The following is a 15,828-nucleotide window of genomic DNA, read 5'->3' as shown; positions in this document are numbered from 1 at the left end:
ATTAGCTATAAGATAGTATTACGATGATAAAGATATATCACAACCCTAGATGCCAAAAATCACGAGAAGGACTACATATACTCGAACAATCGGGCAAGGAATTTGAGGTCATAAAATACTTGGAGGACGTACCCAGCAAGGAAGAGCTTCGCAAAGTATTGGATTGCCTCGGTATCACCCCGGAAATGTTGGTCAGAAAAAATGAGGCTATTTGGAAGGAGAACTATAGGGGCAAGCTTTTGTCGCAAGAAGAAATTCTAGATGCCATGATCCTTCACCCTAAACTCATAGAACGCCCCATAGTAGTGAACGGCGGGAAAGCGGTAATCGGCCGCCCTCCAAAATTGGTGGAAGATATCCTTTAAGAATATCGTTCTTTCCTAAAAAATAAAAAGTAGGTATTTCACTAGAAATCAAGTGGATGCCTACATTATTTTTTAGTATATTTTCACCCTTAAGAATTTGGTACATTTGTTGCGTTATTATTTTAACAAAGCTTTAACCAAAGCAAGGTTAAACCATTCTATAAAAATATAATCTTACACCCTGATATCGTCATGAAAAACAATATCCCATACGTTATTTTACTTTTTGTTCTATTGTTTACAAGTCCCGAGCTAGTGGCCCAATACGGTTATGGTGGCGGTGGATACGGCTATGGTGGCGGAGGTTATGGTTATGGAAGGCAACGAAGTGCCATCCCTCAAGTTCAGGAAACACCAAAAGCCCCCGAGCCCAAAACTGCCGAGCAAATCGTTAATGACGAAATGCCCGGTATAGCCCAAGCCTTGGAGCTAAACGAATTTGAATCGGCCGTAATGAGTTCCGTATTGAAAAAGTATCTGCAAAAACGAATTGAAATGCAGATTCTTGAGCTAAGTCCCGAGCAAATGCGCGAGGGTATGGAAAAAATCACCAAGGCCCAAGACGAAGAACTGAAGGCCGGTTTGCCCATTGAAAAATATGAGGCTTTTGTAGAAATGCAGAAAAAGGGACTTCAAAAGACACAAAAGGAAAAGAAACGGGAGAAAAAACGAAAGAAAAAAAAATCTAAAGACTGACATGAGAAAAACCTTCTTGATCACCCTGTTACTGTTATCGATAAACGCATTCGCACAACGGCCACAGCGGCCCCAAGGTCAAGAACGGCAGCCCATAAAAATCACCGGAACGGTATTGGACAAAGACAATGGCGATCCACTTGAATACGCTACTTTAGTACTTCAAAGCGTCGATAACCCTGAAAAAGTTACGGGGGGCATCACTGATATCGACGGTAAATTCTCTGTTGAGACCCTTCCCGGAAAATACAACATCAGTGTTGAATATATCTCCTATAAAACTTACAAACTACCTAACCAACTCCTAAACGAATCTACCGATTTGGGTACGGTAAAATTGGCCCTTGACGTGGCACAATTGGAAGGCGTAGAAGTGGTCGGCGAAAAAACCACCGTTGAAGTCCGCCTCGACAAAAAAATCTACAATATAGGTAAAGACCTTACCACTAGTGGGGCGACCATTAGCGACGCCCTCAACAATGTTCCTTCGGTAAATGTAGACGTGGAAGGAGCCATTAGTTTACGGGGGAATGAAAACGTAAGAATCCTTATCAATGGGAAACCTTCGGCCTTGGCCGGTTTTGGTTCTACGGACGCCCTAAGGGAACTGCCCGCCGATGCCATAGAAAAGGTAGAGGTCATAACAAGTCCCTCGGCGAGGTATGATGCAGAGGGTACCGCCGGTATCTTGAACATTGTTTTAAAGCGGGAAAAAACCCTAGGTTTTAACGGTTCGGTAAGCGTAAACATAGGATACCCTTCACAAAGCAGCATGTCGGTCAATGCCAATTTAAGAACAAATAAATTCAATGTTTTCAATACCTTGGGCTACAGATATAATGAATCGCCTGGTCATGCCTTTTATGAAAACTCGTACAACGACGGCCAATACGATCAAATTAACGAAAACCGCGATTATACCCGCTCGGGCAAAGGTTTCAACAATAATTTTGGCGTTGAATATTTCTTTAATGAAAAGTCCTCGCTTACAGGAAGTTTCTTTATGCGTTTTCAAGATGGGGACGACCTAACCGAAAATTATAGTGACTATTTTGAGAGCGGACTTTTAACGAGAAAAAGTTTCAGGGAGGAAATAGAACTTGAAGATGAAGAGAACTACCAGTTCTCATTAAATTATGTGAACAATATCGATGACGATGGCCAAAAGCTCACAGCAGATTTACAGTATTCCAATGGTGACGAAGTAGAGAATTCTACCATTGATGACAACAACACCTTTCCTAACACAAGTTTAAACACGCTTGAAAGTATCTATCAGAATGAAATTGACGACGAATATCTCGTACAGGCCGATTACGTGCTCCCCATGGGAGACGCCCAGTTTGAAGTAGGCTATAGGGGTACTTTTGAAAGAGAGATTACAGATTATAAACTTGACTCGTTAAACAGGTCTACCAATCAATTTGTTACAAATGAAGATTTGACCAATAAATTCACTTACCAAGAAAATGTAAATGCCCTGTACACCCAATACGGTAATAAATTCGGTAAATTTTCTTTCTTGGCCGGGTTACGATTGGAAAACACACAACTAAAAGGAGAGGTCACCTCAGATTTTGATACATCTGCCATTGAGGATGCCTTAGGAGAAGATGTCGATTTAAATTTTGATAAAAACTACTTAGGCCTCTTCCCTACCCTCAACCTTATATTTGAAATTGGGGAGATGGAAAACATTTCTTTAGGTTACAATAGAAGGATCAATAGACCTAGAGGGCGTTTTATAAATCCCTTTCCATCTAGGGCCAGTAGAGCCAATATTTTTCAGGGAAATCCAGATTTGGACCCAGCCTATTCAAATTCGTTTGATCTAGGCTACCTAAAGCGTTGGGACAAGCTTACACTTACTTCCTCGGTTTATTATAAGCGTGAGACCAATTCATTTGAGTACATTCAGGAAGCCACTGGGCAGACCACAACGGACAGTGTACGAATCATTAGGTCTTTACCCATTAATTTATCCTCAAACGAAAGAATAGGCGCCGAAGCCGGTGTGCTGTACAATCCAAAAAAATGGTTGCGTTTAAATGGTAGTGTCAACTTCTTCCAATTTTCAAGTGAAGGGGAACATAACGGAACGGATTATGGAACGGATAACACAAGTTGGTTTGCCCGTTTCAGCTCAAAAGTAAGTCTGCCCGAGAAAATAGAATGGCAAACCAATGCCTTTTATATGGGGCCACGTCAAAATTCACAGACGGAGACCAAGGGTATGCTGTCTTTAAACTTGGCGTTCAGCAAAGACATTATGAAAGATAAAGGCACCGTATCGCTAAATGTAAGTGACCTTTTGAATTCAAGGAAAAGACAATCTTACACCGTTTCCGACGACTTTACCTCTAGAAGCGAATTCCAGTTTAGGCCCAGATCAATAAACCTCTCTTTCAGGTATAGGATCAACCAGTCTAAAGACCGAGACCGTAAAAATGGTAGAGGTGGAAATGAGAACGGTGGTGGAGAAGATGAAATGGAAGGTTAAAAAGAGAATAGGCTCAATAAAAAATCCCCGCTAATTTAATGTTAGCGGGGATTTTTTTATTCGATCAAGGGCACAAAAAAGCAGGAAAGCGAATATTCGTTTTCCTGCTTTTTCTATGTAAAAACGCAACTATGCGCTACGTTTAGCTCTTTTCTTTTCTCTCCACTCTTTATAGAGTTCCATAATATTTCCCCCTAACCAATAAGGTACTACAAAGGTCAATAAAAAAATCATCAACCAAAAACCGATGGTTAAAATGGTTAAGAAAGCTAAAAATCCAAGGTACTGATCAAATTCCATGTGCTAAATTTTGCTATACAAAGATACTTTAGAAAGAATGATAATTGCAAATGGAAATCAAAAAAAATGGAAGAAGTTGAAAAATCTAAATTTTTAAACTTACGAAGACGAAATAAAATGGTGAAATGCTACCTTTGTCATCTAACGTAATACTACCAGAAATGAGCTTTAGAATAGAAAAGGACACTATGGGCCAAGTACAGGTTCCAAGTGATAAATACTGGGGTGCACAAACAGAGCGTTCCCGTAATAATTTTAAAATCGGGCCTTCTGCCTCTATGCCCTTGGATGTAGTCTACGGTTTTGCCTTCCTTAAAAAAGCGGCGGCCTATGCCAATGCCGAGCTTGGCGTTCTTGCCCAAGAAAAAAGGGATTTGATCGCCCAGGTCTGCGACGAGATTCTAGAAGGAAAGCTTGATGACCAATTTCCATTGGTGATATGGCAAACCGGGTCGGGAACACAGAGCAATATGAACGTTAACGAAGTGATTGCCAATCGCGCCCATGAAATTGCCGGAAAAAAAATTGGCGAAGGCGAAAAAACGATTCAGCCTAACGACGATGTCAACAAATCACAATCATCGAACGATACCTTCCCAACGGGAATGCATATAGCCGCTTACAAGAAAATTGTAGAGACGACCATCCCGGGTATTACCCAGCTTCGTGATACTTTAGACAAAAAATCCAAAGAGTTCGCCAATGTGGTAAAGATCGGTCGTACGCACCTTATGGATGCCACTCCCCTAACCCTGGGACAGGAATTTTCGGGCTATGTTTCACAATTGGACCACGGCTTGAAAGCTTTGAACAATACTCTTGATCACCTAAGCGAATTGGCTTTAGGGGGAACTGCTGTCGGAACCGGTTTGAATACCCCAAAGGGTTATGATGTTCTTGTTGCGAAATACATTGCCGAGTTCACCGGTATGCCCTTCCGTACCGCCGAGAACAAGTTTGAAGCCCTTGCGGCACATGATGCCATTGTAGAGAGCCACGGCGCCTTAAAACAACTAGCCGTATCATTGAACAAAATAGCCAACGATATCCGTATGATGGCCTCTGGACCTCGTTCAGGTATCGGTGAAATTATAATTCCCGCCAACGAACCGGGAAGTTCCATTATGCCCGGAAAGGTTAACCCGACGCAATGTGAAGCAATGACCATGGTATGTGCCCAAGTCATGGGGAACGATGTAGCGATTTCAGTCGGAGGTACCCAAGGACACTACGAATTGAACGTATTCAAACCTATGATGGCCGCCAACATCCTACAATCCGCCCAATTGATCGGCGATGCCTGTGTGAGCTTTGACGTTAACTGCGCGGCCGGTATAGAGCCTAACCACGAAGTTATCAAAGAGCTTTTAAACAATTCCTTGATGTTGGTTACGGCATTGAATACAAAAATCGGCTACTATAAAGCTGCCGAAATTGCCAATACGGCCCATAAGAACGGAACCACTTTAAAAGAAGAAGCCATTAACCTCGGTTATGTTTCCGCCGAAGATTATGACGAATGGGTAAAACCCGCCGATATGGTAGGTAGCCTTAAATAAGTTGGACTTAGAAAAGTGTACAAATAAAAAGGGGCAATCTGTTAAGATTGCCCCTTTTCTTATATAAATGGTAGTGTTTATTATTTCAATGTGAACTTAGAAGTTCCTAGCAACTTAAGTCTATCATCATAAACGTTGACCATGTAGTTTCCTTCTTTGAAGTCCCCCGCAGGCTTACTGATGTAATCACAAACGTCCAATGATTTGTTTTCGTAGTAGAAGCCAGTTCCTTTGCTGTAAGTTACAGATGCGCCGGAATCATTGGTTTTAGAATAGCTTTCCCCTAAAACGTTACCTTGTGGGTCAAGAACTTCAATAAAGAATTCCCTGTCTCCAGCTTGGGCGATTACGTTATCGGCAACCGTAAAACAGATTTTGAATTTATCGGTTCTTTTTGCTCTTGACGTAGAAACCAATTTACCACTGCTGCGTTCCTTAACGGCGTCAACACTGAATTTAGATAAGTTAAGTGCAGATCCTTTTTCAACAACGTCGGCCAATTGCGTATTTTGAACAACCAAAGAATCGTTAAAAACAGTTTGCTTCTCTAGTTCAGTATAAGTACTGTCCCTTTGCATGGCAATAAGCGTGTTCGATTTGGTAAGCGAATCTACCTGCTTTAACAATTGCTCCCTTTCTTGCTTTAAGATGCTAACTTGTCTTCTATATCTAGACAAAGAAGAAATATCGGCTTTCATACTTTTTACAGAGTCGATATATTTTGCAATGTTGTCCCTTGCGGATACCAACTCTTCATTGGTTGCATTGCTTTCCAAAATAGCTTTGTCGTATTCAGACTTTAAACTATTCAAGTCTTCAACAACCAACTCTTTTTCTTGTGTAAGTGCAGTTTCGTTCTTTTTCTTTTCTTGATATAGACTAACGGTATAGATGATGGTACCCAAAAGTACCACACCTAGCAAGCCTGCCAGCACCTTCAAACCATTGTTACTTTTTGTTTCAGTCATAATGTTAAGATTTATTTCTAATAAGAATTTATTTGTTTGTATCGGTGTATATACGATAAGTTTTAATTTTTAGATTTTTTAATGTAAAAAAATCGTTTATTAAAGAAAATAAATCCTTACGAAACCTTAATTTTAAATACATCTATATATCACCTTCTTATAACTGAAATGGAAATAGTACCTTTTAATCCTCTGTACGCCTCGGCATTTAGGGACTTGAACCTGAAATGGATCGAAGAGTTTTTTGCGGTAGAACCGCTGGATACCTATTTATTGGAAAACTGCGAAGCAAGCATAATCGATAAAGGAGGTTACATCTTTTTTGCAAAAAAGGAAAACGATATCGTAGGGTGTTGTGCATTACTTCCTGCCGGCCCCACTACCTTTGAATTGGGAAAAATGGCAGTAGATCCCAACTATCGCGGTCATAAAATTGGACAAAAACTCTTGTCGCATGTATTGGACTTCTCAAAGAAAAAGTCCTTGCGCCGTTTGATTCTATATTCAAACACCAAATTGAACAACGCCCTGCACATCTATAAAAAGTTTGGTTTTGTAGAAGTTCCCATTGAAGAAAACCTTGAATACACACGAAGCAATATTAAAATGCAATTAACCCTATAAACCTAAAACACCATGAAGCGTATACTATTTGTATTGATTAGTGCAAGCATCCTTACTCTTGGGTGTAAAGAGAATAAAAAAGAAGTCGCCCCGGATCAAAAAGCCCTATCAGAGGCCAATGAAACGGCCTCGGTTCCCGCTATGGCGGAAAATGTACCTTCCAAAGTAACGATAAGCCCTATTGAGCACGCTACCGCTGTCTTGGAATGGAACAATATAACGGTCTATATAGACCCTGTAGGAGGCATAGACATGTTCAAAGGCCATAAATCGCCCGACCTCATATTGATAACCGACATCCATGGCGACCATTTTGACCTAGAGACCCTAAAAGCTTTGGGCACGGATAAAGCAAAAATTATAGTGCCCCAAGCCGTAGCCGACAAAATACCCGATGTCTTTACCCCTCAGATTGATGTATTGAACAACGGCGACAGCAAGGAACGCTACGGAATTACGATTGAAGCCATACCAATGTACAACCTAAGGAAGGAGGCCCTAAAGTTTCACGAGAAAGGCCGTGGTAATGGCTATCTTTTGAGTATCGATGGCCAACGTATCTATTTTTCTGGCGATACGGAAGACATTCCTGAAATGCGAAGCCTTAAGCACATCGATAAGGCCTTTATTTGTATGAACCTTCCCTATACCATGACCCCTGAAAGCGCTGCCGATGCCGTATTGGAATTCAAACCCAAACAGGTCTACCCTTACCATTACAGAGGTAAGCCCGATGTAAGCGATGTTTCTAAATTCAAACAATTGGTCAATGCTGCTGATCCCAATATCGAAGTGATCCAGTTGGATTGGTACCCTAAGGCTGATTATTAAAATACGTTTCGAGTATAAAAAAAAGCTCTTGAAAATTTTTCAAGAGCTTTTTTTCCTTAAAATCGATTTTATCTATCGAATCAATTTCTTGTACTTAATACGTTTCGGAATCAAATCCCCTCCCAATCGTTTTTTCTTGTTCTCTTCGTAATCGGAGAAGGAACCTTCAAAGAAATAGACCTGTGAATCGCCTTCAAAGGCCAGGATATGGGTACAGATACGATCTAGGAACCAACGGTCGTGGGAAATCACCACTGCACAGCCTGCAAAGTTTTCCAGACCTTCTTCCAAGGCTCGTAAGGTATTAACATCTAGGTCGTTGGTAGGCTCATCCAAAAGTAATACATTACCTTCTTCCTTTAGGGTCATGGCCAAGTGGAGTCGGTTACGCTCACCACCGGAAAGCATACTTACTTTTTTATTCTGTTCACTTCCTGAAAAATTGAACCTGCTTAAATAGGCCCTTGAATTCACTTGACGACCGCCCATCATAATAAGCTCTTGCTCATCACTGAAGTTTTGCCAAATGGTTTTTTCGGGATCTATATTCGAATGACTTTGGTCTACATAGGCGATTTTAGCGGTCTCGCCCACTTGAAAATCTCCTTTATCAGGAGTTTCCTCTCCCATGATCATTCTAAAAATTGTCGTCTTACCGGCTCCATTCGGGCCAATAACCCCCACGATACCCGCTTGTGGTAATTTAAAGTTCAGGTCCTCGTACAATAACTTGTCGCCATAGGCCTTACTAACGCCATTCGCTTCAAGCACGTTCGTGCCCAATCGCGGTCCGTTCGGAATATAAATTTCAAGTTTTTCGTCAAGTTGTTTTTGATCTTGGCTCATCAACTTGTCGTAATTCTTCAAACGCGCCTTTTGTTTGGTCTGACGTCCTTTCGCTCCCTGACGTACCCATTCCAGCTCGCGCTCCAAGGTTTTTTGTCGTTTAGAGGCCGTCTTGCTCTCCTGCTCCAGACGTTTTGATTTTTGGTCCAACCAACTTGAATAGTTTCCTTTCCAGGGAATACCTTCACCTCGGTCCAATTCCAATATCCATCCCGCTACGTTATCCAAGAAGTACCGGTCGTGGGTAACGGCAATGACCGTACCTTTATATTGGGCCAAGTGATGTTCCAACCAATGTACCGATTCGGCATCAAGGTGGTTGGTAGGCTCATCGAGCAATAATATTTCGGGTTCTTGAAGCAATAGGCGGCAAAGGGCCACACGCCTTCTTTCCCCTCCGGACAGTACCCCGATTTTTTTATCGGGCTCAGGGGTGCGAAGGGCATCCATGGCGATTTCTAATTTCGTGTCCAATTCCCAGGCATTGGAAGCATCGATCTTATCTTGAAGCTCGGCCTGCTTATCCATTAACTTCTGCATCTTATCGGCATCTTCATATACTTCAGGAAGACCGAACATATCGTTGATTTTGTTGTACTCGTCAAGTATGGCCACGGTTTCGCTAACGCCTTCCTTGACAATCTCCAACACGGTTTTGTTTTCGTCCAACTCCGGTTCTTGTTCAAGGTAACCGACTTTATATCCTGGGGAGAAAACGACATCGCCCTGAAAATTCTTGTCAACTCCCGCAATGATCTTTAACAAGGTTGATTTACCCGACCCGTTTAGACCTAAAATACCAATCTTGGCACCATAGAAAAAACTTAGGTATATATTCTTAAGAACAGGTGTATTCGCGTTCTTATAGGTTTTAGTGACCCCCGACATGGAGAAAATCACTTTCTTATCGTCAGACATATAATGGTTTTAAGTGTTTTAGAGGATATTAAAAAGAGTGGACTAAACCCGTCCTTTAAGTGCGTTGAATACCCAAGCAATAGCAAAGAATCCTATGCCTACGGAGGCAAAGCCCCATCCTGCTACTTCATCGTATCTAAAGGCTCCTAAAGCGATTAGGGCCAAGCCCACAAAAATCATTATAAAAGTGGCCCAGGCCAATACGGTATTTTTATTCATTCCCATGGTTTTTCGGTTTCGATTTTGGTAACTTCAAATATCGTAATTTTTAGGGTATTTCAAGGCTACACGCCCTCTTTTTGTTGTTCGAAAGGAAAAATAATGTTTGATTTTTGCCGCACCTCATAAAGAAGCCGGGCCAAATCGACACTATTGCGATGGCTCCACATCGAACTTTGCACCTTGCCGGAAGCCAAACAGCTGTGTACTTCCTCAATTTCATAAGTGTATCCCTTACCCTTGGTAGGCAAATTGTAATCGACCAATTCACCCTCCTTTTCTATAGAATACCCCTGTGCCTCATGCCATCGCGGCGATAAAAAAATACTGCCTTCACTTCCCGAAATCTCGGCTTTCATTTCAGATTTGGAATTTAATCCGCTATACAGAATGGCCTGCGCGCCTTCATAATCAAAGATCATTGAGGTCTGCATTTCTACCCCCGTCTTGTATAAATGCGACGAAGCTTGTATGTTTTTTGGCATGCCCAACAGTAAATAGGACAGAAAAATGGGATAGATTCCTATATCGAGCAAAGAGCCACCGGCCAGATCAGGGTTGAGCAGTCGGTTATCGGGATCCCTGTTCAGGGCATAAAAGGCAAAATCGGCATGAACAAAACCTACAGAACCAATTTCACCGCTTTCCACTAGTTGTTTCGCTTTCCGTATCGATGGATTAAAACGGCTCCAAAGCGCCTCCATTAAAAACACCTTGTTCTTTTCGGCCACGGCAATCATGCGCGCTACCTGATCTGGGTTCACCCCCATCGGTTTTTCGCAGAGCACATGTTTGCCATTTTCCATGGCACGTATGCTCAAGGCTTCATGTGAGGTGTGCGGGGTTGCTATATAAACCACGTCTACCTCCTTACTTTCAAACAGGGCATCGTAAGTATCAAAAGTATGGGCCACCCCATATTCACCGGCAAATGCCTTTGCTTTTTCAAGGCTTCTAGATGCCACCGCGGTCAAGGTTCCGCCCGTAACCAGGGCCAAATCTTTCGCAAAGGTGTGAGCTATACTTCCCAAACCAACAATTCCCCATCGTATTTCTTGTACCATATGATTTTCGATTTTTTCAAATGTAAACAATTTTACTCCTTATCTTTAAGCATTGAAAAGTCAAGGTAAAAAAATGGATATAAAATTCAACAAGAACGAAGACCATAACAAATTACTACTAAGCGACCTTAAAAGGCGCTTGGCCCAAGTAAAACTTGGAGGAGGAAAAGCACGCATCGAAAAACAGCACGCCCAAGGAAAAATGACGGCCCGTGAGCGTATAGACTACCTCTTGGACGCAGACAAGGACAGTATTGAAATAGGTGCCTTTGTGGGCGATGGCATGTACGAAGAACATGGCGGTTGCCCTTCTGGCGGAGTGGTCATTAAAATGGGATACGTTTCCGGGAAGCAATGTCTTGTGGTTGCGAACGATGCCACGGTAAAGGCGGGTGCCTGGTTTCCCATAACGGGCAAGAAAAACCTTAGGGCCCAGGAAATCGCCATGGAAAACCGCTTGCCCATTATCTATTTGGTAGATAGTGCGGGAGTATACCTTCCCCTCCAGGATGAAATTTTCCCAGATAAAGAACATTTTGGCCGAATTTTCAGGAACAATGCGATAATGAGCAGTATGGGAATTACCCAAATTGCAGCGGTCATGGGCAGTTGTGTGGCCGGCGGGGCCTATTTGCCCATCATGAGCGACGAGGCACTGATCGTAGATAAAACAGGAAGCATTTTCTTGGCCGGAAGCTATCTGGTGAAAGCCGCTATTGGCGAAAGCATAGACAATGAAACCTTGGGAGGGGCCACTACCCATTGTGAAATAAGCGGCGTAACCGATTACAAGGCCAAAGATGATGCCGATGCCCTGAATACCATTAAGAACATCATGGACAAAATCGGTGATTTTGACAAGGCCGGATACAATAGAAAAGAGGCGGTAAAACCCAAGGAAAATCCCGATGATATTTTCGGCATTCTACCCGGCTCCAGAACGGATCAGTATGATATGGGCGAAATTATAAAACGCCTGGTTGACAATTCCGAATTTGAAGAATACAAAGAAGGTTACGGTAAAACCATTTTAACGGGCTATGCCAGGATTGATGGTTGGGCCGTAGGTATAGTGGCGAACCAACGCAAGGTCGTAAAGACAAAAAAGGGGGAAATGCAGTTCGGCGGGGTCATCTATTCCGATTCCGCGGATAAGGCCACCCGCTTTATTGCCAATTGCAACCAGAAGAAAATCCCACTTGTCTTCCTGCAAGACGTTACCGGGTTTATGGTAGGAAGCAAAAGTGAACATGGCGGTATCATTAAGGATGGGGCGAAAATGGTAAATGCCGTAAGTAACTCCGTAGTTCCGAAATTCACTATCGTTATCGGCAATAGTTATGGTGCCGGAAACTACGCCATGTGCGGAAAGGCTTATGACCCAAGGCTTATAGTAGCTTGGCCAAGTGCGGAACTTGCCGTTATGGGCGGAAACTCTGCCGCTAAAGTACTTTTGCAAATTGAAAAGGCCTCGCTCAAGAAAAAAGGGGAAACGATTACCGAAAAGAAAGAAGCCGAGCTTTTCAATAAAATCAAAAGTAGGTATGATAATCAGGTTTCGCCTTATTACGCGGCTTCCCGTTTATGGACCGATGCGGTAATAAACCCTTTGGATACCCGTAAATGGATTTCTATGGGAATCGAGGCGGCCAACCATGCCCCTATTGAAAAGGAGTTTAACCTGGGTGTTATACAAGTATAACCCCATTTCTATAGCCAAGATGTTATAAGGCGACCTTGTTTAGGGTTGCCTTTCTTTTTATTTTTCCACTAGAGGTTTCTACAAAGGCCTCCACGGTAAAAATTTCCTTGGGCACTTCAAACTTTTTAAGGGATGTAAGATTCGCAATCTTATTTCTTAATTGCGCCGTTTCTTGAACTCCTTCCACTAGCAAAACCAATTTTTGACCTAATACTTCATCGGGCAGGGCGGCCACAAAAAAACGGTTTTCCATAATCGAGGCCAGCTTGGCCTCTATCTGTTCAGGGAATAATTTTACACCCCCGGAGTTAATGACATTATCAAGACGCCCCAACCACTTAAAAGTCTTTTCCGAAGTTAAGCGAACCATATCATTGGTATGGATGGTTTCATTGGATACCAATGGCGCATCGATTACCAAGCAGCCCCTTTCATCCGTGGTAACACTAACATCGGCCAAGGTCGTGAAAACGTCCAAATCTATATTCGATTCGATCAGTTCTGCCAATAAGGGCTTCACCGCTATGTGGGTTATGGTTTCCGTCATACCATAGGTTTCGTAGACCTTGGTACGCTGCGCCGCTTTAAGAAAGCTTTGTTTCAATTTATAGGAAACCGGTGCGCCCCCAACAATAAGTTTTTTCACCCCGTCAAGTTCATTCAAGGAATTTTCAAACTGCAGGGGAACCATGGCTACAAAGTCATACGATGCCGAGGTTTCCGTCAATGGTTTGGAGGATGGATGAACACAATCAAGGGAAAGCCCTAAGACCATGGCGCGGACCAACATCATCTTACCGGCAATATAACTGGCGGGAAGACATAGCAGGGCCGTGTCGCCAGGTTGGAGCTCAAAGAACGCGCCCGTAGCACGGGCCGAATTTACCATATGTTGCTTTTGCAAACTTATAGGCTTGGGCTTTCCCGTTGATCCCGAAGTATGAACGGTTAGACTGGGCGCATCGTTCAACCAATCGATAAGAAAATCGCCGATGGCTTGTTCATAGGCCTCCCCTTCCTTTACCAAACTATAGGCAACTTCCTTTAGTTCTTCCTTGGAATAGGAACATCCGTTAAGTTTAAATTGGTGATGAAGGGTCTTGTACGTCTGCATTATCGTTATTTAAGGCTAAAAATGTCTCTTTTGACGGCACATCCCCTGTTAGGCGTTCCTTCCAATCGGTCCACTTGTACTTTTTGGAAAACATATAAAGTAATAACGGATAGATGACAAAGACCGGCACCAAAATATCCCAACCTAAAACAGGGTCGGAAACATCACGGTACAAAGAGTTGGTCTGAAAAGCCGTCCAATCGGCCGTGACCAAAAGTGCTGCGGTCAAGTTGTTGGCCGCATGAAAGCCCAAGGCCAATTCCAAACCTTCGTCCATCAAAGTAATAATACCGAGAAAAAAGCCTGTGCCTATATAGAAAATCAAAATACCATAGCCCATTTTCGCAACTTCAGGATTAAAAACGTGCATGATCCCAAAAAGCAAGGAAGTCACGAACAAAGGCACCCAACGGTTCTTGGCCATAATTCCGAGCCCCTGCATCATATAGCCCCGCATGTAGTATTCTTCCATGCTCGTCTGTAGCGGAATCATCAAAACGGCGATAACTGCCAAGATTAAAAACGGCTCCAAGTTAAAATTGAATTCATAATTCTCCGGGGAAAGCACGATATCGACAGAGATAAAGGCCGTGGAAATCAAGGCCCAAACGAAAAAAGCAAAGAAGACCCTTTTAAAATCGATTTTCTTACGCGAAGTCGTAAGTTGGGTGATTTTCTGTTTATGTACCAAGGACACATAGGCAAAAAGGCCGATCAAACCGATTACAAAGGTCAACAACATCAAGAAAAACAGGGTGTTGGCCCCTAAAATATCGGCCATTACGCCCATATCCCCAGATCCTAAAACCGCAAGGGAATCGGCCTTGACCAAAAGCGCAATAATCAAGGGAATACCTCCTATAAATTGCCATACAAAAAAAACAACCAGGAGTCCGATAACATACCTCCACGAATCACTCAATCCTCTATACGCTTGTGCTATATACATAAATCTTCAATTAAATTACTTTTCCATTTTTTATTATCCCTATAGAACAATTGTCCCTTTTGCACCGTTAAGGGCGAATCGAGGTTGTTGGTATACAGGCTTCCCGTGCCCAAACCTTGTGGCATCGGGCTTTGCAAGGTGTAGGTCCACTGTGCGATGGCATTCAGCCCCACATTACTTTCAAGGGCACTTGTAATCCACCAGCCGATATGCATTCTTTCGGCAATTTCGATCCATTCTTTACAGCCCCTATAGCCTCCGACCAAACTTGGTTTCAGAATGATATATTGCGGTTGTATGGTTTGTAAGAGTTCTTCCTTTTTCGTTACACCGAAAACCCCGATCAATTCTTCATCAAGGGCTATGGGCAAGGGTGTCTTGGCACATAAATCGCGCATCAGTTGAAATTGGCCCTGCTTTACAGGCTGTTCTATGGAATGTAAAGAGAACCGGCCTAAAACACTCAGTTTGTGCAAGGCATCTTCGGCGGTAAAGGCCCCGTTGGCATCTACCCTTAATTCTATTTCCGAAGGGTCATATTTTTTTCTGATGGATGATAGCAGGGCTATTTCCGTATCAAAATCTATGGCCCCGATTTTCATTTTGATGCATTTGAAGCCCTCGCTCAATTTGTGGGCGATTTGTTCGTGCATAAAACTTTCATCTCCCATCCAAATAAGACCATTAATGGCAATCGGTCTGGACTTGTTCGTAAATTCCGATGGAAACAGTACAAATGGATTGTTGGATTCAAGAGAGGTAAAGGCCTGCTCTACCCCAAATTGTATACTCGGAAATTCCATCAAGGCTTCCCAAAGCGCTTCTTTCCCCAAGTGGATATTTTCACAGGTCCATTTTAATCGCTCCTCATAATCGGAAACATCATCAATACTCAGTCCCCTTAAAATTCCACATTCCCCTATTCCATAATTTCCATCCTCATGAAGAATAAGGAACCAGGTTTCCTTTTGGGTCAGTACGCCCCGCGAAGTTCCACTCGGGCGCTTAAAATTTAGGATGTATTTTTTATAGTGTGCCTGCATAATTCGCTTCAAATTTAGCTATATTTTACCTCTTAAATACCCAAAATGGCAAGCATAAACCACAAAACTGTTTGGATTACCGGGGCCTCTTCAGGAATTGAGGAAGTGAAGATAGCGACAATGCCAATGG

15 protein-coding genes are annotated in these 15,828 nt (G+C 42.7%); 7 read left to right on the top strand and 8 right to left on the bottom strand.

The features are described from left to right. Positions 1-23 precede the first annotated feature (23 nt). The 3 genes from arsC (at position 24) to ZOBGAL_RS19020 (ending at position 3,561) form a co-directional block, all read left to right on the top strand. Complete coding sequence (gene arsC, locus ZOBGAL_RS19030; protein WP_013995367.1) at positions 24-365, top strand: arsenate reductase (glutaredoxin); 342 nt, start codon at positions 24-26, stop codon at positions 363-365. A 192-nt stretch (positions 366-557) separates the two neighbouring features. Further along, on the top strand, positions 558-1,061 hold the full coding sequence (locus tag ZOBGAL_RS19025; RefSeq protein ID WP_013995366.1) for a hypothetical protein: 504 nt from the start codon (positions 558-560) through the stop codon (positions 1,059-1,061). Position 1,062: 1 nt separating this feature from the next. Beyond that, entirely contained in the window at positions 1,063-3,561 is a 2,499-nt protein-coding gene (locus tag ZOBGAL_RS19020; RefSeq protein ID WP_013995365.1) for a TonB-dependent receptor domain-containing protein, read from the top strand. 129 nt (positions 3,562-3,690) lie between these two features. On the opposite strand, the gene ZOBGAL_RS23695 is transcribed toward ZOBGAL_RS19020, so the two are convergent. After that, positions 3,691-3,861 (bottom strand): hypothetical protein, encoded by a 171-nt coding sequence (locus ZOBGAL_RS23695; protein ID WP_013995364.1) that lies wholly within the window; start codon positions 3,859-3,861, stop codon positions 3,691-3,693. Between the two features lie 161 nt (positions 3,862-4,022). Between ZOBGAL_RS23695 and fumC the strand changes: the two genes are divergently transcribed. Then, positions 4,023-5,420 (top strand): class II fumarate hydratase, encoded by a 1,398-nt coding sequence (fumC, locus tag ZOBGAL_RS19015; protein ID WP_046287601.1) that lies wholly within the window; start codon positions 4,023-4,025, stop codon positions 5,418-5,420. An 80-nt stretch (positions 5,421-5,500) separates the two neighbouring features. On the opposite strand, the gene ZOBGAL_RS19010 is transcribed toward fumC, so the two are convergent. Next, positions 5,501-6,388: a hypothetical protein gene (locus tag ZOBGAL_RS19010; protein WP_013995362.1), complete on the bottom strand. Its 888-nt coding sequence runs from the start codon at positions 6,386-6,388 to the stop codon at positions 5,501-5,503. Positions 6,389-6,556: 168 nt separating this feature from the next. Here ZOBGAL_RS19010 and ZOBGAL_RS19005 point away from each other — a divergent pair, with 168 nt between their 5' ends. Together ZOBGAL_RS19005 and ZOBGAL_RS19000 are read left to right on the top strand one after the other, a co-directional pair. Next, on the top strand, positions 6,557-7,012 hold the full coding sequence (locus ZOBGAL_RS19005; RefSeq protein ID WP_013995361.1) for a GNAT family N-acetyltransferase: 456 nt from the start codon (positions 6,557-6,559) through the stop codon (positions 7,010-7,012). A gap of 12 nt (positions 7,013-7,024) precedes the next feature. Then, positions 7,025-7,843, top strand: a complete 819-nt coding sequence (locus ZOBGAL_RS19000; RefSeq protein WP_013995360.1) for an MBL fold metallo-hydrolase — start codon at positions 7,025-7,027, stop codon at positions 7,841-7,843. Positions 7,844-7,915: 72 nt separating this feature from the next. Here the strand turns inward: ZOBGAL_RS19000 and ettA are convergent, their stop codons facing one another. The 3 genes from ettA to ZOBGAL_RS18985 are packed head-to-tail and all read right to left on the bottom strand — an operon-like array spanning position 7,916 to position 10,890. Next, the gene (gene ettA, locus ZOBGAL_RS18995; protein WP_013995359.1) at positions 7,916-9,607 is read right to left on the bottom strand and encodes an energy-dependent translational throttle protein EttA; all 1,692 of its coding nucleotides are present in this window, start codon (positions 9,605-9,607) and stop codon (positions 7,916-7,918) included. A 42-nt stretch (positions 9,608-9,649) separates the two neighbouring features. Beyond that, entirely contained in the window at positions 9,650-9,832 is a 183-nt protein-coding gene (locus ZOBGAL_RS18990) for a CAL67264 family membrane protein (protein ID WP_013995358.1), read from the bottom strand. Positions 9,833-9,891: 59 nt separating this feature from the next. Next, entirely contained in the window at positions 9,892-10,890 is a 999-nt protein-coding gene (locus ZOBGAL_RS18985) for a Gfo/Idh/MocA family protein (protein ID WP_013995357.1), read from the bottom strand. A gap of 73 nt (positions 10,891-10,963) precedes the next feature. Between ZOBGAL_RS18985 and ZOBGAL_RS18980 the strand changes: the two genes are divergently transcribed. After that, positions 10,964-12,592 (top strand): acyl-CoA carboxylase subunit beta, encoded by a 1,629-nt coding sequence (locus ZOBGAL_RS18980; RefSeq protein WP_013995356.1) that lies wholly within the window; start codon positions 10,964-10,966, stop codon positions 12,590-12,592. 22 nt (positions 12,593-12,614) lie between these two features. Here ZOBGAL_RS18980 and ZOBGAL_RS18975 read toward each other — a convergent pair whose 3' ends face one another. From ZOBGAL_RS18975 to menC, 3 genes are read right to left on the bottom strand one after another with little or no spacing between them, the layout of a single operon-like run. Further along, entirely contained in the window at positions 12,615-13,706 is a 1,092-nt protein-coding gene (locus ZOBGAL_RS18975) for an AMP-binding protein (RefSeq protein ID WP_013995355.1), read from the bottom strand. Then, on the bottom strand, positions 13,672-14,655 hold the full coding sequence (locus ZOBGAL_RS18970; RefSeq protein WP_013995354.1) for a CPBP family intramembrane glutamic endopeptidase: 984 nt from the start codon (positions 14,653-14,655) through the stop codon (positions 13,672-13,674). The genes ZOBGAL_RS18975 and ZOBGAL_RS18970 overlap by 35 nt, the downstream gene beginning before the upstream one ends. After that, the gene (gene menC, locus ZOBGAL_RS18965; protein ID WP_013995353.1) at positions 14,646-15,698 is read right to left on the bottom strand and encodes an o-succinylbenzoate synthase; all 1,053 of its coding nucleotides are present in this window, start codon (positions 15,696-15,698) and stop codon (positions 14,646-14,648) included. The genes ZOBGAL_RS18970 and menC overlap by 10 nt, the downstream gene beginning before the upstream one ends. Between the last annotated feature and the right edge of the window lie 130 nt (positions 15,699-15,828).

Source organism: Zobellia galactanivorans (genome assembly GCF_000973105.1).
Taxonomy (GTDB): Bacteria; Bacteroidota; Bacteroidia; order Flavobacteriales; family Flavobacteriaceae; genus Zobellia; species Zobellia galactanivorans.
Note: the sequence above shows the minus strand (reverse complement) of the source record. Positions and strands in the feature narration are given on the sequence as shown.